The organism is Acinetobacter sp. A1-4-2, assembly GCF_040233925.1.
Taxonomy (GTDB): Bacteria; Pseudomonadota; Gammaproteobacteria; order Pseudomonadales; family Moraxellaceae; genus Acinetobacter.
The window spans coordinates 2,067,363-2,092,873 of the sequence record NZ_CP157981.1; the positions used below are offsets into that span (position 1 = coordinate 2,067,363).

Sequence of the window (25,511 nt, forward strand, 5' to 3'; positions counted from 1 at the left end):
TGCTTTAACATTCCGGTCCAACAGAAGCAAAACCAATATGCATCACAAGAATGCTGCTTAAGCTACCTCTTCATCAATAATGCCTTGCAATTTTAAGGCATGCAGCTCATCTGCCATTTTAAGACGTGACAGAATATGTTGAGTATGTTCACCCAACTGCGGTGGTGCATTGCGATATTCTACCGGTGTATCTGAAAGTTTGATTGGCGAAGCAATCTCTTTGAAATTTTCATTCAAGGCACGTGGTCCATCCTGACCAAAACCAGTAATCGAGCAATACACCACATTGGGATTCAGTGCACTTAAACTTGCATAATCAAGTCCATATTTTGCCAGTGAGTCCGCTTTATAGTTTTCAATGACTACATCAGCGGTTTTGGCAATTTCCCGAATAATTTCTTGACCTTGAGCCGAGGCAATATCAACAGAAACCGAATATTTATTGCGATTAGCGCACTGAAAATAGCCAGATTCACGTGTGGCATCGCCCTGCTGGTCTGGCATCCATGATGGTCCCCACATGCGGGTATCATCTCCTACCTGTGGACGTTCAATTTTAATGACTTCTGCACCTAAGTCTGCAAGAATTTGCCCACACCAAAGACGAAATGTTTGAATAAGAATATAGTTTAATTTAAATAGCGTTGTTTAAACTGCATTGCACTATATTCCAAATACGTATCCAAAGAATCCTATTTAATCCAATGTTTAAAGACCTAAATCATAAGAATTTAAGCCTTTTTTAGATAAGAATTATAGCGCCAACTTAAGATAAAAATTCTTTAATAGTTTCTTGCATACTTGTAGTGGCACGACCAATTAACTGGTGCAGGTCTTTGCTATCACTATATAAAGCGTCTTTAGATACGCCTTCATCTGAATCTGCCAAGATACTCGCAAAACCTTCTGGTAAACCCACTTGTATCAAGAGCGCTTTATATTCCTCTTCCGATAAATCTTGGTAAGTTACATCTTTTTTACTGATTTCACTTGTCCATTTTGCTACGTCATCAAGGCTGTAACTTGTATCACCAGCAAGTTCATAAACTTTATTTTCATGCCCTTCTTGAGTTAATACTACAGCAGCAGCTGTTGCATAATCTAAGCGTGAAGCAGAAGCAATTTTGCCGTGATAAGTTGCCCCGAAAATTTTGCCCTGCTCAACTGCTTGTGCAAGTCCCATTGCATAGTTTTCGCTGTACCAGCTATTACGTAGTAGTGTATGTGGAATATTCGCTGCTTTTAAATATTGTTCAGTCTTAACATGCTCTTGTGCCAATAAAAGCGGTGATGTATCTGCTTTTAATAAACTCGTATAAGCAATAAATTTTACGTTTGCAAATTTTGCTGCATGAATAACATTCTGGTGTTGTACTGTCCGTTGACCAATTTCACTCGATGAAATTAATAAAAGCCGATCGACACCTGCCAATTGAGCTGAAAGTTTATCTGCATCATGTCCATAATCAAAAGCACGGACTTCGATCCCTTTTGAACTTAGTTCTGATGCTTTTTCTGAATTACGCACTAATGCCACAATATTTTTTGCCTCAGTTCGTTCGAGTAATTGAGAAATAATAAGTTGGCCGAGCTGACCTGATGCACCAGTAACTGCAATACGCATGATGAACTCCATCTGATGTAGTTGATATAATTTAATCATCCTAGTACCATAACTAACCAAAAGTAAGTACTTACCTAAAGGTAAGTTTAAAAACAAATGTAAAATTTTGTAATTAAGGTGTTATGCGATGAAAGGATACGTTTTTTCAGCAGATTGTCCGTCTCGAAAAATTTTGTTAACACTGACTAGCCGTTGGAGCATCTTGATTTTAGTTGCGCTTAGAGACCAACGTCTGCGTTTTAATGAATTAAAAAAAATAATTGATGGCATTAGTGAAAAGATGTTGGCTCAAACCTTAAAAACGCTTGAGCAAGATGGTTTTATCTTACGTCAGGATTATGCAGAAATACCGCCTCGTGTAGATTATCAATTAACAGAGTTTGGACGAGAGGCTGCTGAACGACTCTTTGATTTAACTACTTGGCTTGAAAATAATTTATCCAAATTATTAGAAAATCAGCCTAGTATAGACATAGTTCGGAACTGACTTGGGAAACAAAAGCATTCTCCTATGTTAAGCATTCAAACTGGCTTAGCTTAGCACCTTATGTTAGTATTATTTTAGTAGTTACTATTGGGTTTATTAATTCGGATATGAGTAAAAATAGCAATCTTGAAGTCTGCCCAATCGCTAGAAGTCTTTCTGTTCTAGGCGATGCGTGGAGTATGTTGATTTTACGTGATGCTCATGCGGGTTTTACACGTTTTGATCAGTTCCGTAAAAGTTTAGGTATTGCACCAACCATGCTAACTAAACGTTTGTCTGTTTTAGTAGAGGAAGGCTTACTCGAAAAGAGACAATATTCTGAACATCCGCCGCGTGAAGAGTATCTATTAACTCAAGCAGGTCAAGATTTTCTACCAGTTCTGTTTGTGATTGGAGCTTGGGGACGTAAGCATAAACCGTTTCAAAATCCTGAAAAAATGGTGACTTTTCTGGATGCAGAACAAGACACTGAAATTAAGCCGATTGTAATTGATCAAATCACTGGTGCCGAAATTGGTACTCGCCCTATTCGCCAAAAAACCGAATAAGATTTTAAATAAAAAGCACTCAATTAGAGTGCTTTTTATTGGACTCATGTAAGGTAAATCGGTTATTTTGTCCGTGCCCGTTGGGTTGCATACGTTCCCCAACCACTACGTAAAATCGATTTAATAAATGCCCATAAACCACTTTCATGAGGTTTTGGTTCTTTAGCTTTACCCATACGTTTTAATTGTTGGGTGTACCAAAGTACTTCCATAATACCTAGACTATCGACCTTCTTAATGCCTGTTTTGATTGGATGCACCGACTGAAGACCATTTTTACCTGCCAGCAAATATTTAGGTACATCAGGTTCAATCGCCATAATTCTCGCAATCCCAATAACATCACACGCTTGAGACTGCAAAGCTTGGTTCATGCCTTCTACGGTCCGAAAACCACCTGTAACCATGAGTGGAGTTTTTACAAGTTTTCTTACCTTTTCTGCGAAATCAATAAAGAAAGCTTCACGGGCAATAGTCGAAGCTTTTTGTGGCGCTTTGGCTACGCCAGATTCATAAGTACCGCCTGATATTTGTATAAGGTCAATGCCTGCATCTGCTAAAGCCTGAATGGTTTCTAAGGAGTCCTGTTCGGTAAAGCCGCCTTTTTGAAAGTCTGCCGAATTTAGCTTAATCGCAATCGGAAACTCTTTACCGACTTGTTTGCGGATTTCTGCATATACTTCCATTAAAAAACGACGGCGTTTTTCAGGTGTACCGCCCCACTCATCATTTCTTAAATTATGTAAAGGCGATAAAAACTGATTAATCAGATAACCATGTGCAGCATGAATCTCAACGCCACTAAATCCAGCCTTTTTACAGATCGCTGCGCTACGACCAAAACGCTGAATAATATCGATAATCTCTGTATGTGTGGCTTCATCAGGCGTCGCAAATAAAGATTGCATTTCTGGCCCAAATGGCACTGCCGATGCAGAAATAGTACGGACATTTAATCCTTTGGTTGATTGTTTTCCCGGATGATTTAACTGTGCCCACAATTGAGAACCTTGCTCAGTCACAGATTTTGCCCATTTTTGTAAAATCGCAAAATCACGCTCATCCTCGACTACCACATTACCCGCCTCACCTAAGGCACGTCGGTCAATCATAATGTTGCCACTGATGATCATCCCAATTCCTGATGCAGCCCAGCGCTGATATAACCGCACATGTTTTTCGGTTGGATTATTTGAATAGGTGGCTAAAGTTTCACTGGTTGCAGCCTTTGCTAAACGGTTTGGAATGCTAAAGCCATTTGGCAACGTTAAAGGCTGATTCAAGAGATTGGTTTCTAATTGTAGTTGAGTCATGGTCTTCTCTCACACAGTTCAAGATGGTTTTGAATGAGGTTGAATAAAGTCCACTAAACTTTGAAACCACATCACATCCACAAAATTTCCGCTAATGACAAGGTCTTGTGTTTTAAGTGCAGTTAAAAACGTATTCACGTTGTCTTTAGCAGACAATACGGCGAATCCTTTACTCGCAGTCTTAAATGTAAAGATAAAACTTGGTGACTTGGTTAGCCCAGAGTAAGAGTTAATCTTGCCATTCTTGACTTCAAAATAGCGCCCTTCACCACTTGCCGTCTGAATCTGAAAGGTGACATTTTTGTCATTCACATAAGCCGCACATTTCGGATTCTTTTTTACCGCACGCTGCATGAGCTTGGTGAGCATCCACAGCAACAATTTAAATTTCATCATTTTTTGTCTTCTTGATTCATCAAATTAACTGGACAGAACTCAAAAGCATTTATTCATCTAAAAACTGGATTGCATGCTTTACAAAACGTTCAGGGTATTGAAATTGGGCACCATGTCCTGCGTCTGGATAGATAAATAGCTGCGCGTTTGGAATGTTAAGTGCCATGTGATAGGCATTGATGGTCGGAATCATCACATCATCAACACCATTTAAAATGAAAGTTGGTTGTTTAATCTAACGTAAATGCGCAAATGGATCTTGTTCATCAAGTTTAGGTAAAAAATGCATATTGGCTTCTATCTGTGCCTGCATGACTTCAACTGAGCTTGGTGTATCTTGATCTTTGCGTTCATGGCGACGTTGCCAAAATTCACGACCCGCTTGAATAGCAGCTTCAGATCGGCCAAAAAATAAAAAGAGAAAGTCTTCTTCGGAAGGCACAGCAGTTGTTGCATGTTTCAATACCAATGCAGCCACTGCTGGATCGTCACCTCGTGGTTTACCACCTCTTGGCCCTGTACCTAAAAGCATCAGCTTTCTAACAAGTTCGGGATGACGGCGTACTAAATCTTGTGCCTGAAACCCACCGAGTGAAAAGCCTAATAAATCAACTTGTTTTAAGCCCAATGCACGAATGACTGCGGCTGCATCATCTGCCATATCTTCAATACGGGTACGAGGCTGACCTGTAGATGAAGCAATGCCTCGGCCATTAAACAAAATGACTTCACGCCCTTGTGCCAAACCATTAGTAATAATTGGGTCCCAATTATCTAAACCACCTCGAAAGTGCTGAAGAAAAAATAGCGGTGGTTGCCCTGTGTTTGAGTTACCCCATCGACGATAGGCAAATTTTGCTCCATCTACTTCAATGAATTGAGTCTCGGCTGTTTGGTGTGTAATTGTTATCATCATCATTGTCCTAAATTTAAGTTCTTATTTCGCTAAGAATGTAAGTGACTGTTTTACAAAATCTTCATGGAACTGGAAAATTCCGCCATGGCCAGCATCGGGGTAAATAACAACAGAGCTATTCGGCAAACGTTTTGCCAAATCATAGGTGTTCACGGTTGGGACCATTCGGTCATGATCACCATTAGCAACTAACACAGGTTGTTGAATAACAGAAAGGTCGGAAGGTTTCTTACTGCCCCATTTTTTGAGTGCTTTAAGCTGAGCACGATAGGCAGAAATGGTGATTTCTTTATCGCGATTTTCGGTACGTTCGTTAATACGTTGAATAAACTGTTTTGCAGCAGCTTTACCATTTTCTGTACGTGTGAAGAAAAGATAAACCTTAGGGTCTTGACCGGTAGCCATTCCACGGACTAAATCCCAATTAGAAACTCGCCCTACGGTACTAATGCCTGTACCGCCCGCAGGACCAGTTCCCGACAAAATCATTTTTCGAACTAAATTCGGCTGCTTCAAAGCAATCTCTTGTGAAATCATGCCGCCCATCGAGAAGCCAAATAAATCAACTTGCTTAAAGCCTTTTGCTTGAATGAAAGCAATCGCATCGTCTGCCATTTGCTCAATTGACTGAGCTGGTTTACCTGTAGAAGCACCGACCCCACGATTATCAAACACCACAACATGATGTTTAGCGGCAATTCCATCAATAATTCGTGGGTCCCAATTATCTAGAACAGCCGCCAAGTGATTTAAGAAAATGACAGGTGTTCCACCGTTCTGTTGACCATATTCTCGGTAAGCGAAGTTAACGTCACCTGCACGAATAAATTGAGTCGGTACATTCTTCCAATTCGTATCTTGTTGAGCGTTTTGCCCTGCTTGCAAATTGCTAACAGCACTTGATAACACTTTATGTGCCTGAATTGATGGTTCACTAAAAGAAACCAATGGCACAACCTCTGCCTGAGTTAAGGGAGCACTAAAAATAGATATCGCCGTCAAACTCATAGCAACTGTATTTAATAAAAACTTCATTTCTCTAATCCTCAAATTTAATTCATTGATCTGATTCATCTGTTTTTTATGAGTGATCTTTTAAAGGGAGAAAAGATCAAAAACAGCGTGAGTATCTATTTAGTACTAACCATACACAAGCAAAAATATATTGTCACTATCTTTTTAGTAGTAACTATTTTATTTTTAGATTATGATGAAAAAATCAAGCCGGAATTGATTGGTTCAGGCGATAAAGTTTAAGTAAGGAACATGTATGACCAGCAGAGTAGTTCTCATTACAGGCGCATCATCGGGTATTGGGTTAGCAACCGCAGACCTTTTACATGAGGCAGGATTTATTGTTTATGGCACAAGCCGACAAGCAAAAAACTCATCAAACTATAAATTTCATCTGATTGAGTTAGATGTAAAGCAAGACGACTCGGTCACTCACGCCATTGAAAAAGTGATTGCAAATGAAGGCCGAATTGATGTCTTAATTAATAATGCTGGGTTTGCAATATCACCCGCTGGTGCTGAAGAAAGTTCAATGCAACAAGCACAGGCTATTTTTGATACTAACTTTTTCGGTGCCGTTCGAATGACTCGCGCAGTTATTCCACACATGCGTCAGAAAAACTCAGGACTTATTTTAAATATCAGTTCAATTCTTGGACTTGTGCCTATGCCTTTTGGCGCTCTTTATGCTGCATCTAAACATGCACTGGAAGGTTATTCTGAATCTTTAGACCACGAGTTAAGATCACAAGGCATTCGTGTATCTCTGATTGAACCTGCTTATACCAATACTTCTTTAGGAGTAAATTTACTGGAAGCAGACAATAAAGTTTCTTTTTACGATGAAGCACGTGAAAAGCTACACAAACAAATGATTCATTCAATTAATAAGTCAGATGACCCACGTGTGGTTGCCCATACCATTTTAAATGTCATTGAGAGTCAAGACATCGTACCTCGCTACACAGCAGGTAAAACTGCAAAAAACTTAAAAGCCCTTCGACGCTTTGCTCCTGTAAAAGTCTTTGACAAGTTAATTCAGCGAAGTATGAAGGCGTAGTACAAAACCAAAATCTAAAACATTAAAAATTTCAAAATAATAGAGGTTTAAAATGAAAGCAGCTTATATAACCCGCTACGGCAATATTAATGATGTACAAATTGATGAACAACCGAAACCATCTCTAACCGAAAATGCGGTACTTGTTAAAGTGCATGCAGCCAGTATTAACCCACTCGATTTAAGAGTTTTAGAAGGTGAATTTAAAGCAATTCTGCCCGTCCCATTTCCTTTCATCTTAGGCAATGACTTTGCAGGTACTGTCGTAGAGGTAGGCTCGAAGGTGTCACAATTTAAAGTCGGAGATGAAGTCTATGCCAAGACAGATCTAAACGGTGCTTTTGCAGAATATACAGTCGTTCAACAGTCATCACTAGCGCTTAAGCCACAAAATATTTCTATGGAACTTGCAGCGTCTCTGCCGCTTGTTTCCTTGACTGCATGGCAAGCCTTGGTCGAAATTGCGAAAGTTAAAGCAGGACAAAAAGTATTAATTCATGCTGGTTCAGGCGGTGTGGGTTCAATTGCGATTCAGCTTGCCAAACATTTAGGTGCAACTGTTGCAACCACGACAAGTGAGAAAAATATTCCTTGGGTCAAAGCATTAGGTGCAGATACGATCATTGACTATAAAACAATGGACTTTGAGCAAGAGCTTAAAGACTACGACGTAGTTTTAGATACCCAAGGCGGAAAAATCTTAGAAAAATCACTGAACGTTCTTAAACGCGGTGGACGTCTTATTAGTATTTCAGGACCTCCCGATCATGCTTTTGCAGAGGCAGTTAATCCAAACTGGTTTCTAAAATGTGTTATTCCGCTTTTAAGTTGGTCAATCCGGCATAAAGCAAAAAAACGCGATATTTCCTATTCATTTCTGTTTATGCAGCCGAATGGTCAACAGTTATCTGAAATTTCAAAATTAGTCGAGTCTGGAAAAATAAACCCAGTGGTCGATAAGACTTATACATTTAGCGAGATTAAAGATGCTTTCCACTATGTAAATACTGGACGGGCAAAAGGCAAAGTCATTTTAAAAATTTCTGAATAAAAGTGGAGATAAATATGAATTATCAATTATTTGGTCAAACAGGTTTAAATGTTTCACAAATTGCTTTAGGTACTGGTAACTTTGGTACAGGTTGGGGCTATGGTTCCTCACCAGAAGACGCCAAATTAGTATTGGATGCATATCTGGATGTAGGCGGCAATTTTATAGACACAGCAGATGTTTATCAATTTGGACAATCTGAGCAAATTCTAGGTGACTTATTACAAGGTATTCGCCACGAGGTTGTCTTAGCCACTAAATTTTCGGATGGTGCTTCGCTTAATACCAATCAACTACATAAAGGAAATAGCCGAAAAGCAATGCTTTATTCAGTTGAGCAAAGTCTACGCAGATTGAAAACGGATTATATTGATCTTTACTGGGTACATCATCCTGATAATGTTACACCGAGCGAAGAAATTCTAAGGGGGCTAGAGGATTTGGCTCGTGCCGGAAAGATTCTGTATGCAGGTCTATCAAATTTTCCAGCATGGCGACTATCTCGTGCAGCAACTATTGCGGAACTTAAAAATACAGTGCCTATTGCAGCGGCACAATTCCAACATAGTTTGGTCTGTCGTGAGCCTGAAGCCGATTTAATTCCAGCTTCTCAAGCATTAGGATTAGGGATGGTGACATGGTCTCCTTTAGGTGGAGGAATGCTTACGGGTAAATATCGAAAGGGTGAAAAAGGCCGTGAAGAGGGTTTCGGCGGCAAGGTTTTTCAGCAAGAAAACTCGATTCAACGTACAGCAATTTTAGATGCAGTGCTTTCAATTGCTAATGAATTAAATGTATCTGCTGATCAGGTGGCAATTGCTTGGGCAGGTACACATGGAACCATTCCTATTATTGGTCCAAAATCTCTACAACAAGCAAAAAGTAATTTAGGAGCAATTGATGTTGTATTGTCACCTGATCAAATCCAACTACTCGATTCAGTCAGTCAAATTACAACTTCAGATCAAAAGCGATTACCTATATTAAATATTGATGTAAAGCATAAAGCCATTATTGCTTAAATTTTAGTAACTATAATTAGACATTCTCAATTCTTAGTATTCAAACTGGACTTATAGTTATGGAAGTAAATGACGTTCTCAAAGAATGGGAAGAAACTGAACAGAAAATTCTTAAGCATCTAGGCCCACCAGATTCTGTGCACTTATCAGAGTTAACTCAACGCTCAGGATTAGAGGTTTTTGAGGCTATTTTTTCTGGTGAGCTTCCCTCACCTCCAATTGGAGAAACGCTCGACTATATTCCTGTGCATATGGAATATGGGATTGCAGTCTTTCAAGGCCGACCACAACGCAAACATTATAATCCTTTAGGAACTGTACATGGAGGTTGGTTTTGTACTTTACTTGATTCAGCTGTTGCTTGCGCTATTCATACTACACTCCCTGCTGGGAAAGCTTATACCACGCTTGAACTCAAAGTGAATATGGTACGTGCACTAACAGATGCGACCCCTCTTGTACGAGCAGAGGGAAAAATCGTCCATGTCGGACGCCAAACAGCGACTGCTGAAGGACGAATAATAGGGCCTGATGGAAAATTATATGCACATGCGACAACGACATGCCTTATTTTCGATGCTCCTAAAAAAACGTCATAACAAATTTTAAAAACGCAGATTTTTTGATTCAACATCATTATTAAATTTAGAGGTGTAACATGACAGATAAAACCCTTTTTAGTTCTTATCAATTAGGCAACATTGAACTCAACAATCGTATTGTAATGGCTCCACTCACACGCAACCGCGCAGGGAAAGGACTTGTGCCAAGTGAGTTTGCTGCTGATTATTATGCTCAGCGTGCTAGCGCAGGTCTTATTATTACAGAAGCAACCCAAGTTTCTCCACAAGCTCAAGGATATCAAGATACACCTGGACTATACACGACTGAACAAATTGATGCTTGGCGAAAAGTAACAAATGCCGTACATGCAAAGGGTGGAAAAATCTTTGTTCAATTATGGCATGTTGGGCGAATTTCTCATGTTGATTTGCAACCTAATGGGGCAAGTCCTGTCGCCCCTTCAGCGATTCGGGCAGACACAAAGACTTTTGTAAATAATACATTTACTGAAGTATCTGAACCCCGAGCATTAGAATTATATGAAATTCCCGCCATTATTTCAGATTTCCGCCAAGCGGCAGCAAATGCCATTACTGCTGGATTTGATGGTGTTGAAATTCATGCTGCGAATGGATATTTACTAGAACAATTTATAAAAGATGGTGCCAACCAACGTACTGATATATATGGTGGATCTATCGAAAATCGAGCACGATTATTACTTGAAGTGGTTGAAGCTATAGTCAGTGAAATTGGTGCTAATCGAACAGGTGTCCGTATATCTCCTGTATCTCCTGCTAACGGTATAAGTTGTAGTGATCCTCAACCTCAGTACAATTACATTACTGAACAACTCAATCAACTCGGTATCGTCTATTTGCATGTCGTTGAAGGTGCTACAGGCGGACCACGTAACATAGCGCCTTTCGATTACTCTGCTATACGCAACCGTTTTGAGCAGACCTATTTAGCCAATAATGGTTATGATTTAGAACTTGCGAATGCTCACCTTGAATCTGACGAAGCTGACCTATTTGCTTTTGGAAAATTATTTATTAGCAATCCAGACTTAGTTGAACGTTTAAAACACGGCCTTCCATTGGCTGAGTTAAATCCTGCAACATTGTACGGTGGAGGGGCGGAAGGTTATACCGACTATCCCAGCTATATAGGTTAATGCATATAACGACTAACAGTGAATATTGTCTCGATGTAGTTATTCATTATTAATAAATGACTTGTATTGAGGTTTTCTCAGCATTTGTATAAATAATTGATATGATCTTTGGCAAAAAATAAAGGAGGTAAATTACCTCCTTTTGCTAATTCAAAGCTTGAACCGACTGTTGCAACCGTTGCTGAATATCCTCAATAAAAACATTATATTGTTTAAATTAATCGATTTTTAGCCTCTAACTGACTTAAAATTTAAATAGAAATCATCGACTGTATCCAATCCCTCCTCAGAGTTTAGCTCAAACCTCTGATTGCCATAACCCTGTAAGGCCACTTGATCTAAAGCAGATTGGTTAAAACCACACAGTTTACTCTTCTGATAGATCTGATTTATTGAAATAAATAAATTAAAATTTAATTCAAACCAAAGGTCTTTCTAATACTTTTATCAACTGGACCACTCGGCATAAATCGACGCAATTTACTCAATAAAGAGGCTTGCCCAGATGGTGTACGGCACATTTGCCAATCATTGAGTGCCGCTGTAACAATTGTCTCAGCAACACTATCGGGCTGAGGAGCCTGATCAATCTGTTTTAAGATGGCATGAGTAGCTAAGTTGCGCTCATTGTCATATTCAGGAATTTTTGTACTTGCTACGGGTGCATTCTTATCTAAATTGGTTTTAGTAAATGAAGGCTGAACAATTGATACGCGAATTCCAAATTGGCGAAGCTCGTGATCTAAAGACTCAGACAACCCTTCAACCGCATGTTTAGTAGCCGAATATAACCCCATATACGGTGAAGGTAAGAAACCCAATACTGAACTAACATTTATAATTCTTCCAAAATGCTGTATTCGCATATAAGGCAATACCGCTTGTGTGGTACGCAGAATGCTAAACACATTGGTGTTAAATAAAAATTCTGCTTCTTTTATCGAGGTCTCCTCTACTGCACCAATTAAGCTTGCTCCAGCATTATTTATTAAAATATCGATATGGCCAGCTTGATCAATAATAGAATGAATCCCGAGCTGGACAGAATCTTCATCTGACACATCCATCTCAACAAGTTCAACGCCTTCTATAGGTTGAGCTTTAACCTTATTTCTGACTGTACCGAAAACTTTATGGCCGAGTTTAGCAAATTTTTCTGCTGTAACTTGCCCAATGCCAGATGAAACACCTGTAATTACAACAACTTTTGAGTTTGACATATGAACTCCTATAACTTTTTAATTTTGAAAGTTTGATCATTAAACCGCTGGTTTAGCCCCGATCTTGAACCAGATCGAATACATTGCTGGTAGAAAAACCAAAGTCAAAATGGTGCCTGCAAGCGTTCCGCCAATGAGTGTGTAAGCAAGCGTTCCCCAAAACACTGAGTGAGTCAGAGGAATGAAAGCTAAAATGGCTGCTAAAGCTGTCAAAATTACAGGTCTGGCCCGTTGTACTGTAGCCTCAACCACGGCATTTAACGGATCTAGCCCCGCTTGTTTATTTTGCTGAATTTGTCCAATTAAGATGAGTGTGTTTCGCATCAAGATTCCGGACAATGCAATCAACCCGACTAATGCATTAATACCAAAGGGCTGCTGAAATAACAGAAGCGTTGGTACCACGCCTATTAATCCCAACGGGCTGGTTAAAAACACCATAATCATTGCAGCAATAGACCTCACTTGAAGAATGATAATGAGTAGTGTCATTGCCAACATAATTGGAAAAATAGGAAGCATGGCTTTAGTGGCTTTACCTGACTCTTCAATAGAACCAGCCTCTACAATCTGATATCCCTTTGGTAAATCTTTAATAACTGGTTGAAGCTGTTTGGTAATTGCGGTAGATACATCGGGTGGTTGTAATCCATCAGCAATATCTCCACGAACGGTCATTGTTGGCACCCGATCTCGACGACGGATAACAGGTTCTTCCATGCGAACTTCAATTTTGCCAATTTGTGCTAAAGGAATATGTTGTCCATTTGCGCCAGTCAGTGTGAAATCACCAATTTTGGCAGGGTCTAGTCTTATATCACCCGCTGAATGAGCAATCACCTGTACGGTACGAATATCTTCACGCACAGATGTAATTGGAATACCGGTTAACAAAAACTGTAATTGCTGTGCGACTGAACTTGATGTTAAGCCCACTGCTTGTAGACGGTCTTGTTCCAATGTGAAATGCAGGGCTGGCACACGAGTTCCCCAGTCCGTATTTACAGTTCGCATCATTGGGCTAGCATTCATAACTTGCTGAACCTGAGCTGCAATCACTCGTAATTTTTCTGAATCAGGGCCTGAAACTCGGTAAGCTACTGGATATGGCGAATAGGGTCCAAACACAAGTTGTGTTACACGTAGCTGCGCTTCAGGAGCCAGCCCATTTGAAATAGCTTGTCTTAAGCGGTGTTTTAACGCTTCACGTTCTTCTTGATTGTCAGTTCGCACCACAATCTTGGCAAAGGATGGATCTGGTAATTCAGGCCCCATCGCAAAATAAAAACGAGGTGCACCTTGACCCATATACGATGTCACAATCTTTGCTTCATGTTGCTTAGATAACCAAGCCTCAACTTTGGCTGTCGCAGCACTTGTTTGCGTAATCGATGCTCCATAAGGCATCTGTACTTCAACAAGCACTTCAGGTCGGTCAGAGATTGGAAAAAATTGTTTTTTCACCAATGCCATTCCGCCTACGGCTAAAACAAATAGCCCGATAACACTGCCGGCAACAAGCCATTTACGTGCAATCACACGTTCAAGAATTTGACGGAAACGGTTATATCGTGGTGTGTCATAAATTGCAGTATGACCGCCTTCAACTTTCTTAAAGTTGGGTAACATTTTCACACCTAAATAAGGTGTAAAAACTACAGCAACAATCCATGATGCAATAAGTGCAATACCAACAATCCAAAACATATTGCTGGTATATTCACCCGCTGTAGAGCGGGCAAAACCATTTGGCATAAACCCAACAGCGGTGACTAATGTTCCAGAAAGCATCGGTGCCGCTGTGTGGCTCCATGCATAAGCGGAAGCTGCTATACGATTAAAGCCCTCTTCCATTTTTACGACCATCATTTCAATCGCAATAATGGCATCATCAACTAATAGTCCCAAAGCAAGAATAAGCGAGCCCAGTGTAATCCGGTCAAAGTTTTTACCCGTTGCCAACATCACTACAAAAACAATAGCTAATGTGAGTGGCACGGCCATAGCAACCACCACGCCAACGCGCCACCCCATGCTAATAAAGCTTACAAACATGACCACAAGCAATGCTGCAAAGAACTTAATCATGAACTCATCTACCGATGAGCTAATATTGACCGCTTGATCAGTCACTTTGCTTAAACTGATGCCCAGAGGTAAATCTTGATTAATTGAACCAACTTCTTTCTCTAATGATTTACCAAGATCTAATCCATTCCATCCTTCGCGCATCACCACGCCCAACAGTAAGGTTGGTTCCCCACCATTACGAATCATGAATGTTGCAGGATCTTCAGTACCACGTTTAACAGTCGCAATATCTGACAATTTCAAGGTGCGACCTTGAGCTGTTATCGGGGTATCACGAATTTTTTGTAACTTATCAAAAGCACCATCTAATCTGACAAAAACTTGAGGACCTTTGGTTTCAATGGAACCCGCTGGAGTAAGCACATTCTGATTATTCAGTGCAGCAAATACATCTTGCGGATTTATGCCTAGGGTTGCCAAACGCTCATGTGAAAATTCAATATAGATACGTTCAGATTGCTCACCAATAATATTGACTTTCTTTACGCCCGGCACATGAAGTAGCTGCTGTCGAATTGTTTCTGCATCACGCACTAATAATCTATGTGCTTCATTTTTTGCCTTTAAAGCAAATAAAGCAAAAGTTACATCTGCATATTCATCATTAACAAATGGTCCAATTACACCAGCAGGTAAGTTACTCATTTCATCATTTACTTTCTTCCTTGCTTGATAGAATTCCTCCTGAACCAGTGATGGAGGCGTACTATCAAGTAAGGTCAGTGTCGTAAAAGCCAGCCCTGGTCTGGTATAGGTTTCTGTTCGATCATACCAACGTAGCTCTTGCATCCGTTTTTCGATTTTTTCAGCAACTTGATCTTGCATCTCTTGAGCAGTTGCCCCTGGCCAAGCCGTCACAATGGTCATCACCTTCACTGTAAAAGCTGGATCTTCGGCTCGACCTAATTTAAAAAAAGCAACGATGCCTGCAATTGAAATCAAAAAAATCAAAAATAGCGTGATACCGCGTTCACGCACAGCAAGGGCCGATAAGTTAAAACCTTTCTCACTCATGAGTGGTCCCCTTCATTTCCAACTGAAGGATGACTCGCTTGTGATGCAATACGTACCAATTCACCTTCGCGAAGCAAGTGTGCACCTAAAGCAACTATTTTATCCCCACTTTGAATATTGCCAGTGACATAGGCATATTCATCATCAAGCTGTTTAACAACAACGGGACGCCATGTTACTTTCTGAGTTTTTCCATTAATGACCCAGACTCCAGCTCCCTTGCCCTTATCAAGTAAGGAACCGACTGGCACTTGTAAAAAATGTTGTGAACTCTGATTTTGATTGGCAATACGTACAGTAACCGTTGAACCTAAAGGAGCGTTTGCTAAATCGCCTTCTAAGACGAAACGTGCCTCAAAAGTACGATTGAGTTGATCTGCTGTATTTGATAACTGTCTAAGTTTAGCTGGGACACTTATATTTTCTTTACCAAAGAGTGTAGCTTGACCAATGGCACCTATTGCAGGACGTAATGTCTCTGGAAGCTGAATGATTGCTTCCCTTTGACCAGAATGAGCTAAGCGAATGACTGTTTGACCCGCACTGACAACCTGACCTGGTTCGACCAGTGTTTCCATAATCGTACCATCACCATCCGCAATTAAATCGGCATAATGACTCGCGTTTAATGCAACCCTAGCTTGAGCTTGAGTCGAACTGAGCTGCGCTCTCGCCGTATCCGCTGCTGCTTTAATCTGATCATAGGCAGAAGCAGAAATAGCCCCGCTTCCTCGTAAGTCCTGATATCGGGCTTCATCTTTCTCTGCTTGTTCTGCACGGGCTCTGGCTGCACCCACAGCTTCTTGCTGGGCTTTGGCAGCAAGTTCTAAATCGACCGGATCAATACGCATCAGTAACTGGCCGCGCTTTACTGTCTGGCCTGCTTCAACAAATCGTTTGATGACTTTACCAGAGACACGAAAACCCAGATCACTTTCTACCCGTGCCCCTATCGTGCCTGTGAATGCTCTTGAATCAGAAGTGATTTCGTCTTGTACAGTTGCGACTCGTACTAACGGCGCCGAAGTACGGGGGTCAGATTGCGTATTTTAAGCACAACCGAGCAAGAAAAAAGGAAATATACATATTGCTGTAAACGGAATAAGGCGACGATAAAGCATATTTGAGCCCCCCTTAAAAAATTAATCAGGAGACTCATTTTTAATCAAGTGACCAATTTAGTCAATAGTCACAAGTTTATTATGGTGATAAACTTCTTAACACAAGGCTAGAAAGCAAGGTTGGAGCATCAGTGTTATATGAAATACTATGTTGTAAAAGTAGTGGGTGCAGATAAGGTCTCATGACTAAATAAATAGCCTTGACTGCTTCATCAATTGGAGTTTTTCTTTCAAAATCACCAGATTGACGACCTTCTTGAATAATGTTTTGTAGTAATTTAAGAATTCGATTTTCATAAGCGACCGTAGCATCCCATTTCTCAGACGCGGCTGAAGCGGCAATTTCATAAAGCTTACGCTCTTGAGAAAATAAACGAAGGCTTGCTTCAACAATTACTTTAAATAACACTCTTAATTTTTCAGCTGGATATTCAGCTTTTTGAATGGCAGTATTAACTTCATCTTCAATTTCATGTAAACAATTGGCACATATCACTTCGCCAATCGCTTGTTTAGATTCAAAAAATTTATAAATATAAGCTTTAGAAAAACCTATAGTTTTTGCAAGATCAGAAACTGTAGTTTTCTCATAACCATAGCGGCTGAAATGTTCTGTAGCAGCAACCACAATCTGATTCCTTACCTCATGATCTTCCGGTCCTCGCTTTGAAACAGGATAACTACTTTTTTCTTTACTCATATTTTTCAATTTAAACCTTTATCTGAAAGTTGCAGTTTAACTCTTGCGAAACGATATTGACAACAAGTGACTAAATTGTATTATAGTCACAATTAACTCATTACTCAAAATCTCGTCTTGGGGGAAATATGTTATCTAGATCTATCGTTCTCCTACCAATCATCGTAAGTACTCTTACTGCATGTACCGTAGGCCCTAATTATAAACGCCCTCATATATCTCTACCCGAGCAATACCTTGGCACTCCCTTGAACTCATCAAATGACTATAGCAAAGCAGATATTGCCGTATGGTGGCAAAGTTTTAATGATCCTCAACTGACTCGATATGTCACATTAGCGTTAAAACAAAATCTTGATCTAACTCAAGCATATACTCGAGTGACTCAAGTTCAGGCAGGATTGTCGGCAGCTAATGCCTCTTTACAACCAATAGGTACTGTTGGTGCACAAGCAGCAAAAGTTTACCAATCTGTTGAAACACCGTTGGGGCAAGTTTTAAATTCAATGCCAGATTTTGACCGACATGGTCGTTCTTATGACGCAAATTTAAGTGCAACTTGGGAGTTAGATATTTTTGGAGGCCTTCGCAGAGATCGTGAAGCTGCTCTTGCAAATTATCAGTCGTCAAACGCAGGAGCCTCAGCCGTCCGTTTAATGGTCGCAGCTCAAACTGCCAATATCTATATTAATATTCGCGGCTTACAATCTCGACTAGATATTGCCCATCAACAATTACAAACTCAACAACAACTTCTTTCAACCATTAATCTTTTATACAGCAAAGGATTAGCTTCCGAATTTCAGGTCAAACAAGCTAAAGCGAATGTTGCTCAAGTTCAAACTGTTGTTCCTGTTCTTGGAATGAATCTAGACATTGCGATGAATGCTCTCGATGTCATGCTTGAAACCGTACCGGGAACTCACCGAGCAGAACTAGCTGAAGTAAAACCAATTCCGGTTATCCCTCACATTGCCGAAACAGGAACACCTCGTGATCTTTTACGTAGACGACCGGATCTCATCATGGCTGAAAGACAATTGGCAGCTTCAAATGCACGCATTGGCAGTGCGATTTCAGAATATTACCCAAAGGTGTCTTTAGGCGGTTTGGTAGGTAGTGCAACTACAGCAAGTGGAAACTTATTTTCAAGTGGTGCAAATCAGGCTGCGGGCTTATTAGGTTTGCGCTGGCGCTTATTTGATTTTGGTCGAATCAATGCAGAAATTCGCTTAGCTAAAGGGCAAGAAGCTGAAATGCTTGCAGCCTATCAATTAGCCGTCTTACATGCAGCAGAAGATGTAGAAAATTCTTTAACAACCCTGTCCAAACAACAAGAGCAGTTAATCGCTCTTCAAGATGGAGAAAATGCATTAAAGCATGCACAGAAAATTGCTCTAATTGCCTATAAAAAAGGGATTAACAGTCGAATAGAAGTATTACAAGCAGATTCAAATGCTTTGCAATTTTCAGATAGAAAGCTTCAAGCACAAACTGATTCAGCCCTTGCCGCTGTAGCAGTTTACAAATCTCTGGGTGGCGGCTGGCAACCTCAAAAATTTTGAAGCACCTCTATTGCCTCTATGACGAGCAGTTTATAAAGCGAGAATATTATGCGAGAACAATCCGTACGCCAGTCTTTAAGTACACACGATTTAAATCATGCCATCTTAAACGGCCCAATTACCCTTGTAGTGGCATTATAAATATAGTTTGCTTTAGACAGCATTTTTTAAACTGCATTCCTTTATCTTCCGAATACAACTTAATGAAGCCAATTCAATCCAAATTTTAATGTGGGGTAGGGTGAGGGGAAAACTACAGATAAAAAATAAGCCCTTGTAAAAACAAGGGCTTATTTAGATATTTGGCGGAAGCGGTGAGATTCGAACTCACGGAGGACTCACACCCTCGTCGGTTTTCAAGACCGGTGCATTAAACCGCTCTGCCACGCTTCCATGTGCGCCATAATACGGATCTTTTTAAAAACTGACAAGTAAAAATTACAAGCAAACTATTCAAATGAATATTGTTTCACCAAATTAACTTTAAAAATTATAATTTGGCTGCCAATTCGGCACCCTCACGAATTGCACGCTTGGCATCAAGCTCTGCCGCCAGTTTGGCACCACCAATAATATGGTAATTCGCCAAGGTAAATTCATCCGCCGTTGGCATAATGTCTTTGACTGACTCCTGTCCTGCACACACTACCACAGTATCTACACGTAACAATTGATCGTGGCCATTGGTTTCAATCCATAAACCTTCATTGGTCACAGACTTGTATTGCACACCACGTAGCATCTTCACAGCGTGTTTTTTCAATTGCGCACGATGCACCCAACCTGTGGTTTTACCCAAGCCAATCCCCAGCGGTGTCGTTTTACGTTGCAAGAGATAAATTTCACGGACAGGATGAGCCACTTCGGCAGCTTGTATGCCACCCTCAGAAGTATAGTTCGGATTCGGGTCAATGCCCCACTCCCGTTGCCAGTCAGCCAGAGGTTGCGGCTGTGGCTGATGTTCAGGTTTTAATAAAAACTCGGATACATCAAAACCAATACCACCGGCACCAATCACCGCCACCCGATTGCCAACTGCTGCTCCACGCAACACTTCTGCATAAGACAACACTTGCGGTGCCTGACTGCCTTCAATATTTAAGGCACGCGGAACAACTCCAGTCGCAACCACGACCTCATCAAAGCCTTCACGTTCCAGTTGTTCACGATTCACTTTGGTATTTAAGCGCAGTTCTACCCCAGTTCTTTCAATCTGAACTTTAAAATAACGGATGGTTTCATGGAATTCTTCTTTACCCGGTACCACTTTAGCCAGATTGAACTGCCCACCCACTTCATGGCTTGCTTCAAATAATGTGACTTTATGCCCCCGACTGGCAGCTACCGTTGCAGCCGACATGCCTGCCACACCACCACCGACAACGGCAATTTTTTTCGGTGCCTTGGTTTTTACATATACCAGTTCTGTTTCATAGGCCGCACGCGGATTGACCAGACAGGTTGCACGTTTATTTTTAAAGGTATGGTCCAAACAGGCTTGGTTACAAGCAATACAGGTATTAATTTCATCCACTCGATTGGTTGCCGTCTTGCTGACCCAGAAAGCATCCGCCAACAATGGTCGCGCCATCTGCACCATATCGGCTTTTCCAGCAGCCAAAATGGCTTCGGCCGTTTCAGGCATGTTAATCCGGTTAGAGGCAATCACAGGAATAGCGACATGCTTTTTCACTTCTGCCGTGTAATCGGTAAACGCTGCACGCGGTACGGAAGTGACAATGGTCGGAATACGTGCTTCATGCCAGCCTATACCCGTATTTAGCAAGGTAACTCCGGCTTTTTCCAGAGCCTGTGCCACCGTAATCACTTCCTGCATGGTGTTGCCATCATGTACTAAATCGAGCATGGACAAACGGAAACAGATAATAAATTTTTCACCGACTTTTTCACGAATGGCTTTGACAATATCTACTGCCAAACGCATGCGGTTTTCAATGTCACCGCCCCAGTGGTCGCTACGCTGATTGACATGACGGCTTAAAAACTGATTCAGCAAATAGCCTTCAGAACCCATAATTTCCACACCATCATAGCCGGCTTTTTTGGCAATGCTGGCCGTGTGTGCATAATCCTCAATAGTCTCTAAAATCTGCTTTTCACTCATTTGACGCGGTTTAAAAGGTGAAATTGGAGATTTAATCGGGCTGGCAGAAACCACAAAAGGCTGATAGCCGTAACGGCCAGAATGCAAAATCTGCATTAAAATTTTTGCACCATGCTTATGTACAGCATGTGTCACCAAACGATGCGGCGCCACATCCGCCAAATTATTCATGGTACCGCCCGCAGGAAGCAACCAGCCCTGACGGTTTGGGGAAATCCCCCCAGTGATAATCAGACCTACACCACCTTTTGCCCGTTCGCCAAAATATGCGGCCAATTTAGGATAATTATAAAAACGGTCTTCCAGACCAGTATGCATGGAACCCATCACGACACGGTTTTTAATGGTCGTAAAGCCCAAATGTAGCGGTTTTAATATATTTGCATAGCGAGTTGTCATGATGGATCCTTTATATATTGGCTTTGCAACTTGTTGCATATTACTTTACCTATTTTTATTCTTTTGTTTATGACTTGTTTTACACATTGTCTGACGAAACAGTCAATTTTTCATAAAAAAAAGCGCAGTGCTTAGACTGCGCCTGAGATAGAACCCGTTATTTTTTATTATAATTCAGTTTTTTAATTTGTTTCTTGATTCCAGTATTTTAATTTGGAGGTATGACCAATCCCCACATTAAAGCTATTGGTCGGATCCAGTTTTTGATAATGGTTTTTTAGTGCAGGCTTAGCCACATATAAATGCCCGACATTATGTTCTGCAGGATATTCAGCCCCGCGTTCATCCAGTAAACTCCACATTTGATGTTCTATTGCTAAAGGATCAACACCTTTTTTCACAATATAGTCCTGATGAAAGACATGACATAAAAAATGACCATAATAAAGTTTATGGATAATCAGCTCATCCATTTCCTTCGGCAAAGTTTCTACCCATTCACGGTCATTACGGCGTAAGGCAATGTCCAGCGCGACAATATCTTCCACTTCTGAACGATGGGTGTCGCGATAACGAATGGCTGCGCCGGCTACAGCAAAACGATGTAAAAAGGCTTTACGTCCTTCTTCTTCGGTACAGTGGAAATAATTTCCAGTGTTATGAGATGAAAAATAGTGCTGTAAAAATTGCTGAACCTGCTCCACATCCTGATTTTCGATGCGCAGCACCAGATGATGCTCATACAAATCCCGGAATTCATTCATGCGTTTCGGTAAATGCGACGGTAAAAATTTGCTCAGCATTTGCAGGACTTTATCAGATAGCCCTTTCATGCCGACTTTTTCCAGGTAACCATCGACCTTATCTTTCATGGCAAATGCGGCAGGGACTTTGGCTGTTCCGAATTTTTCGATAAACATGAAGGTATCTTTGCCATATTCAGCACCAATATCGTAAGCCACCCGGTGAATATATTCGCCCGCAATCGGTAAACGCGCTAAACCCGTGAGTAGAAAACGGCGGATTGCGGTTAAATCTTGCTGGGTATTGGTGCCGACATAAAACACCTGACTGGGAATTTTTTCAAAGGTATCCAAACGTACCGCAAACACGCAGACTTTCCCCGCTGAACCGGACGCTTCATACAAACGCGATGGATCGGCATTAAAACGTGCTGGCGTGTTCTCATCGACTTGAGTCACGTCATGCGCATAACGATGATCCGAAGCACAGCAATGCTGATCATTTTTAATATCAGTCAATTGATATTGCTGATTTTCAAGTCGGGATAAAATTTCTTCTGGTGTTGAACCGAGCTGGATGCCCAAATGATTGACCAGTTCCAGTTGTCCAGTTTCATTTACTCGGGCATACAGGGCAAGTTCCGTATAGGCAGGTCCACGGCGAACCAATGCACCACCCGAGTTATTGCAGACTCCACCCAAAACTGATGCACCTATACAGGAGGAACCAATCACCGAATGCGGCTCACGATTAAACACTGCTAGTTCTTTTTCCAGTTTGTCTAGCGTTGCACCGGGCAAGCAAACCACTTGTTTCGCATCATTAATCACTTGAATGCCAACCAAGCGTCGAGTGTTGATCAAAATCACTGGACGGTCATAATCATCGCCAAAAGGGGTTGAGCCACCAGTTAAACCGGTATTGGCAGCCTGCATAATCACAATACAGTCTGCGTCCACCGCAGCCTGCAAGACTTGCCACTGTTCCAGCAATGAACCCGGGACGACCACGGCCAGCACTTGGCCGGAACCGTAACGACGACCTTGACGGTATAATCGTGTGTCATTGTCATCCGTGAATACATGTTGCTTGCCGACAATGTGGATGAGTTTTTGAATAGTTTGCTGTACATCTAAATTGGATGGCATTTGTCATATCCTATTGATGAATTGTCGCGCTTAATCAACACGGTATTCATTACTGCGGAGTCTTTCCAATATTATTTATAGATTCAGGAATTAACCTTCGGTTCGACCTACTTTTCTTTCGGGAAAAGTAGGCAAAACCATTGTCATCCGCAAAACTCGTCATATTCCGTCAAATCTTTATTTTCATCGCAGAAACATGATGTTAAGTATGAAGTCCTGCCTCAAACAGTTGCGGATGACGTTTACGCGTATCAAATTCAAGCTTTGACTAAATTTAATATTCAAAATTATTATTTAAGCCAACTCTCTATCTAACTTCACCAAACAATCCGAAGTAATATCGCCAATGGTTTTGGCACCGGTCAGCGTCATTGCTACGCGCATTTCCTTATCAATCAATTCAAGCAGATTGGAAACACCCTCACCACCGGCAGCACCCAGTGCATAAACAAAGGCTCGACCCAACATACAGGTATCGGCACCCAAGGCCAGCATACGCACTACATCCAGACCATTACGGATACCCGAATCGGCTAGAATTTTAATATCACCTTTGACTGCATCGGCAATTGGCGGCAAAGCACGCGCGGAAGATAAAACACCATCCAGCTGACGGCCCCCATGGTTTGAAACCACAATACCATCTGCACCGAAACGTACTGCGTCTTTGGCATCTTCAGGGTCTAAAATACCCTTGATCACCATTGGACCATCCCAGAACTCACGAATCCATTCCAGATCTTTCCAGGAAATCGAGGGATCAAAGTTAGAACCTAACCAGCCAATATAATCTTCAAGACCCGTGGGTTTACCCAAGTATTTAGAAATATTGCCTAGGTCATGTGGGCGTCCCATCAAGCCCACATTCCAGGCCCAATGCGGATGGAAACAGGATTGCATATAACGGCGCATTGCTGCATTTGGCCCGCTCATACCCGAGTGGGCATCACGGTAACGCGCGCCCGGCACAGGCATATCTACTGTAAATACTAAGGTTGAGCAACCTGCCGCTTTGGCACGTTCCAGAGCATTTTTCATAAAACCACGGTCACGCAGCACATACAACTGGAACCACATTGGACGCTGAATTGCTGGAGCCACTTCTTCAATCGGACAAACTGAAACAGTAGACAGGGTAAAAGGAATGCCTTTTTTATCTGCCGCCACTGCCGCCTGCACTTCACCACGGCGGGCATACATCCCGGTCAAACCTACAGGTGACAAAGCCACGGGCATAGACAGGGTTTCATCAAACAGTTTGGTTTCCAGGCTTAACTGCGACATGTCATTCAGTACACGTTGTCTCAACGCAATTTTTGATAAATCTTCCACATTACGCTTCAGTGTATATTCCGCGTACGCACCACCATCAATGTAATGAAATAAAAACGGTGGCAAGCGGCGTCTAGCGGCTTCACGATAATCATTCGCAGAAGAAATAATCATGCTTATATCCTGTTTAATCTACTGGCACGCTGGCGACGAGCTTCTTCTTCATCAATCAAGCGTACCTGTTGTACTACAAACTCAATGTGTCCACAGACTGCACTGCGTGCAGCATCAGGATCACGGCGTTCAATTGCATCCATCACCTGAAAGTGCTGGTCATGCAATTGATCAAAACGGTGCGATTCGCTATAGACTTTGCGTCGGCCCAAAACCACGTTGTATTTCAATAGGTCAAACAGGCTGCGCATCATCTGTATTAGCACTAAATTATGTGAGGCTTCGGCAATGGCTAAATGGAATTCAGCATCCGCTTTTGCTGACTGGTCATCATCCCCAATAGATTGATAATGGGCAATCCGATCGTAACAGCGGCGAATATTTTCCAGGTCTGCTGCTGTTGCACGCTGCGCGGCATACCAGGCGGTACCACCCTCTAAAACGCTACGGGCTTCCTGCACATCAAAACGGTAAGCTGGGTCCTGATCAATCAGATTGCTTAAAGGTTCTACAATTTGATGATTGGTCCAGGCGCTCGGTAGCAACTGTAAAAAGGTTCCCGAGCCTGCCTTGCTCAGCAACATGCCCGTACTGACCAAATGCTGAATCGCTTCACGCAAAGATGAACGCGACACCCCGAGCTGTTCACATAATTTACGTTCTGCAGGCAAACGGTCTCCAACCTGCATATTGCTCTGTTCAATCAACATACGGAGCTGCTGTACGGCTTGGTCGGAAACTTTCATCTGCATTTCTCTACTCTTGC

The 25,511-nt window shown here is 41.5% G+C and carries 21 protein-coding genes, 1 tRNA gene and 3 pseudogenes; 9 read left to right on the forward strand and 16 right to left on the reverse strand.

Translation table 11 applies throughout. From position 1 onward, the window contains the following. Positions 1-57: 57 nt before the first annotated feature. The gene (locus ABJ384_RS10150) at positions 58-624 is read right to left on the reverse strand and encodes a CoA transferase (RefSeq protein ID WP_349929737.1); all 567 of its coding nucleotides are present in this window, start codon (positions 622-624) and stop codon (positions 58-60) included. A gap of 142 nt (positions 625-766) precedes the next feature. Then, a complete protein-coding gene (locus ABJ384_RS10155; RefSeq protein WP_349927116.1) occupies positions 767-1,624 on the reverse strand; it encodes an SDR family oxidoreductase in 858 nt (285 codons plus the stop codon). Between the two features lie 127 nt (positions 1,625-1,751). On the opposite strand from ABJ384_RS10155, the gene ABJ384_RS10160 reads away from it, so the two are divergent. Further along, entirely contained in the window at positions 1,752-2,111 is a 360-nt protein-coding gene (locus ABJ384_RS10160) for a helix-turn-helix domain-containing protein (protein ID WP_349927118.1), read from the forward strand. A gap of 107 nt (positions 2,112-2,218) precedes the next feature. Next, complete coding sequence (locus ABJ384_RS10165; protein ID WP_349927120.1) at positions 2,219-2,659, forward strand: helix-turn-helix domain-containing protein; 441 nt, start codon at positions 2,219-2,221, stop codon at positions 2,657-2,659. A gap of 62 nt (positions 2,660-2,721) precedes the next feature. Here ABJ384_RS10165 and ABJ384_RS10170 read toward each other — a convergent pair whose 3' ends face one another. The 4 genes and pseudogenes from ABJ384_RS10170 to ABJ384_RS10185 form a co-directional block, all read right to left on the reverse strand. Next, on the reverse strand, positions 2,722-3,972 hold the full coding sequence (locus ABJ384_RS10170; RefSeq protein ID WP_349927122.1) for an NADH:flavin oxidoreductase/NADH oxidase family protein: 1,251 nt from the start codon (positions 3,970-3,972) through the stop codon (positions 2,722-2,724). 18 nt (positions 3,973-3,990) lie between these two features. Then, positions 3,991-4,368, reverse strand: coding sequence for a helicase (locus ABJ384_RS10175; protein WP_349927124.1), 378 nt, complete (start codon positions 4,366-4,368; stop codon positions 3,991-3,993). A 49-nt stretch (positions 4,369-4,417) separates the two neighbouring features. Then, a pseudogene (locus tag ABJ384_RS10180) lies at positions 4,418-5,281 on the reverse strand (alpha/beta hydrolase). A gap of 24 nt (positions 5,282-5,305) precedes the next feature. Then, positions 5,306-6,319 carry an alpha/beta hydrolase gene (locus ABJ384_RS10185; protein WP_349927125.1) on the reverse strand — a complete coding sequence of 338 codons (1,014 nt, stop codon included), beginning with the start codon at positions 6,317-6,319 and terminating at the stop codon, positions 5,306-5,308. 48 nt (positions 6,320-6,367) lie between these two features. On the opposite strand from ABJ384_RS10185, the gene ABJ384_RS10190 reads away from it, so the two are divergent. The 6 genes from ABJ384_RS10190 to ABJ384_RS10215 are packed head-to-tail and all read left to right on the forward strand — an operon-like array spanning position 6,368 to position 11,172. After that, the gene (locus ABJ384_RS10190; protein ID WP_349927127.1) at positions 6,368-6,541 is read left to right on the forward strand and encodes a hypothetical protein; all 174 of its coding nucleotides are present in this window, start codon (positions 6,368-6,370) and stop codon (positions 6,539-6,541) included. Positions 6,542-6,554: 13 nt separating this feature from the next. Then, complete coding sequence (locus ABJ384_RS10195) at positions 6,555-7,358, forward strand: oxidoreductase (RefSeq protein WP_349927129.1); 804 nt, start codon at positions 6,555-6,557, stop codon at positions 7,356-7,358. Positions 7,359-7,410: 52 nt separating this feature from the next. Then, positions 7,411-8,409, forward strand: coding sequence for an NADP-dependent oxidoreductase (locus ABJ384_RS10200; RefSeq protein ID WP_349927131.1), 999 nt, complete (start codon positions 7,411-7,413; stop codon positions 8,407-8,409). A gap of 14 nt (positions 8,410-8,423) precedes the next feature. Continuing rightward, positions 8,424-9,431, forward strand: a complete 1,008-nt coding sequence (locus ABJ384_RS10205) for an aldo/keto reductase (RefSeq protein WP_349927133.1) — start codon at positions 8,424-8,426, stop codon at positions 9,429-9,431. A gap of 59 nt (positions 9,432-9,490) precedes the next feature. After that, a complete protein-coding gene (locus tag ABJ384_RS10210; RefSeq protein WP_349927134.1) occupies positions 9,491-10,030 on the forward strand; it encodes a PaaI family thioesterase in 540 nt (179 codons plus the stop codon). A gap of 59 nt (positions 10,031-10,089) precedes the next feature. Then, the gene (locus ABJ384_RS10215; RefSeq protein WP_349927136.1) at positions 10,090-11,172 is read left to right on the forward strand and encodes an alkene reductase; all 1,083 of its coding nucleotides are present in this window, start codon (positions 10,090-10,092) and stop codon (positions 11,170-11,172) included. 145 nt (positions 11,173-11,317) lie between these two features. Here ABJ384_RS10215 and ABJ384_RS10220 read toward each other — a convergent pair. The 5 genes and pseudogenes from ABJ384_RS10220 to ABJ384_RS10240 all read right to left on the reverse strand — a co-directional run. Further along, positions 11,318-11,559: pseudogene (locus tag ABJ384_RS10220) on the reverse strand (hydrolase or metal-binding protein); the annotation flags it as partial. Between the two features lie 26 nt (positions 11,560-11,585). Further along, entirely contained in the window at positions 11,586-12,392 is an 807-nt protein-coding gene (locus tag ABJ384_RS10225) for an oxidoreductase (RefSeq protein ID WP_349927138.1), read from the reverse strand. A 39-nt stretch (positions 12,393-12,431) separates the two neighbouring features. Then, positions 12,432-15,497 carry an efflux RND transporter permease subunit gene (locus ABJ384_RS10230; RefSeq protein ID WP_349927140.1) on the reverse strand — a complete coding sequence of 1,022 codons (3,066 nt, stop codon included), beginning with the start codon at positions 15,495-15,497 and terminating at the stop codon, positions 12,432-12,434. Further along, positions 15,494-16,618, reverse strand: a pseudogene (locus tag ABJ384_RS10235) (efflux RND transporter periplasmic adaptor subunit). Before ABJ384_RS10235 ends, ABJ384_RS10230 begins: the two are co-directional and overlap by 4 nt. Positions 16,619-16,697: 79 nt before the next feature. Further along, on the reverse strand, positions 16,698-17,318 hold the full coding sequence (locus ABJ384_RS10240) for a TetR/AcrR family transcriptional regulator (protein WP_349927142.1): 621 nt from the start codon (positions 17,316-17,318) through the stop codon (positions 16,698-16,700). Positions 17,319-17,446: 128 nt separating this feature from the next. Here ABJ384_RS10240 and ABJ384_RS10245 point away from each other — a divergent pair, with 128 nt between their 5' ends. Next, positions 17,447-18,883: a TolC family protein gene (locus ABJ384_RS10245; RefSeq protein WP_349927144.1), complete on the forward strand. Its 1,437-nt coding sequence runs from the start codon at positions 17,447-17,449 to the stop codon at positions 18,881-18,883. Positions 18,884-19,186: 303 nt separating this feature from the next. Here the strand turns inward: ABJ384_RS10245 and ABJ384_RS10250 are convergent. The 5 genes from ABJ384_RS10250 to lldR form a co-directional block, all read right to left on the reverse strand. Further along, a tRNA-Ser gene (locus ABJ384_RS10250) sits at positions 19,187-19,276 on the reverse strand. 97 nt (positions 19,277-19,373) lie between these two features. Then, positions 19,374-21,407, reverse strand: a complete 2,034-nt coding sequence (locus tag ABJ384_RS10255; RefSeq protein ID WP_349927145.1) for an NADPH-dependent 2,4-dienoyl-CoA reductase — start codon at positions 21,405-21,407, stop codon at positions 19,374-19,376. 182 nt (positions 21,408-21,589) lie between these two features. Beyond that, a complete protein-coding gene (gene dld / locus ABJ384_RS10260) occupies positions 21,590-23,299 on the reverse strand; it encodes a D-lactate dehydrogenase (protein WP_349927147.1) in 1,710 nt (569 codons plus the stop codon). Positions 23,300-23,593: 294 nt separating this feature from the next. Beyond that, complete coding sequence (gene lldD, locus ABJ384_RS10265) at positions 23,594-24,745, reverse strand: FMN-dependent L-lactate dehydrogenase LldD (protein ID WP_349927149.1); 1,152 nt, start codon at positions 24,743-24,745, stop codon at positions 23,594-23,596. 2 nt (positions 24,746-24,747) lie between these two features. Further along, positions 24,748-25,491, reverse strand: coding sequence for a transcriptional regulator LldR (gene lldR, locus ABJ384_RS10270; RefSeq protein ID WP_086195132.1), 744 nt, complete (start codon positions 25,489-25,491; stop codon positions 24,748-24,750). Positions 25,492-25,511 lie beyond the last annotated feature (20 nt).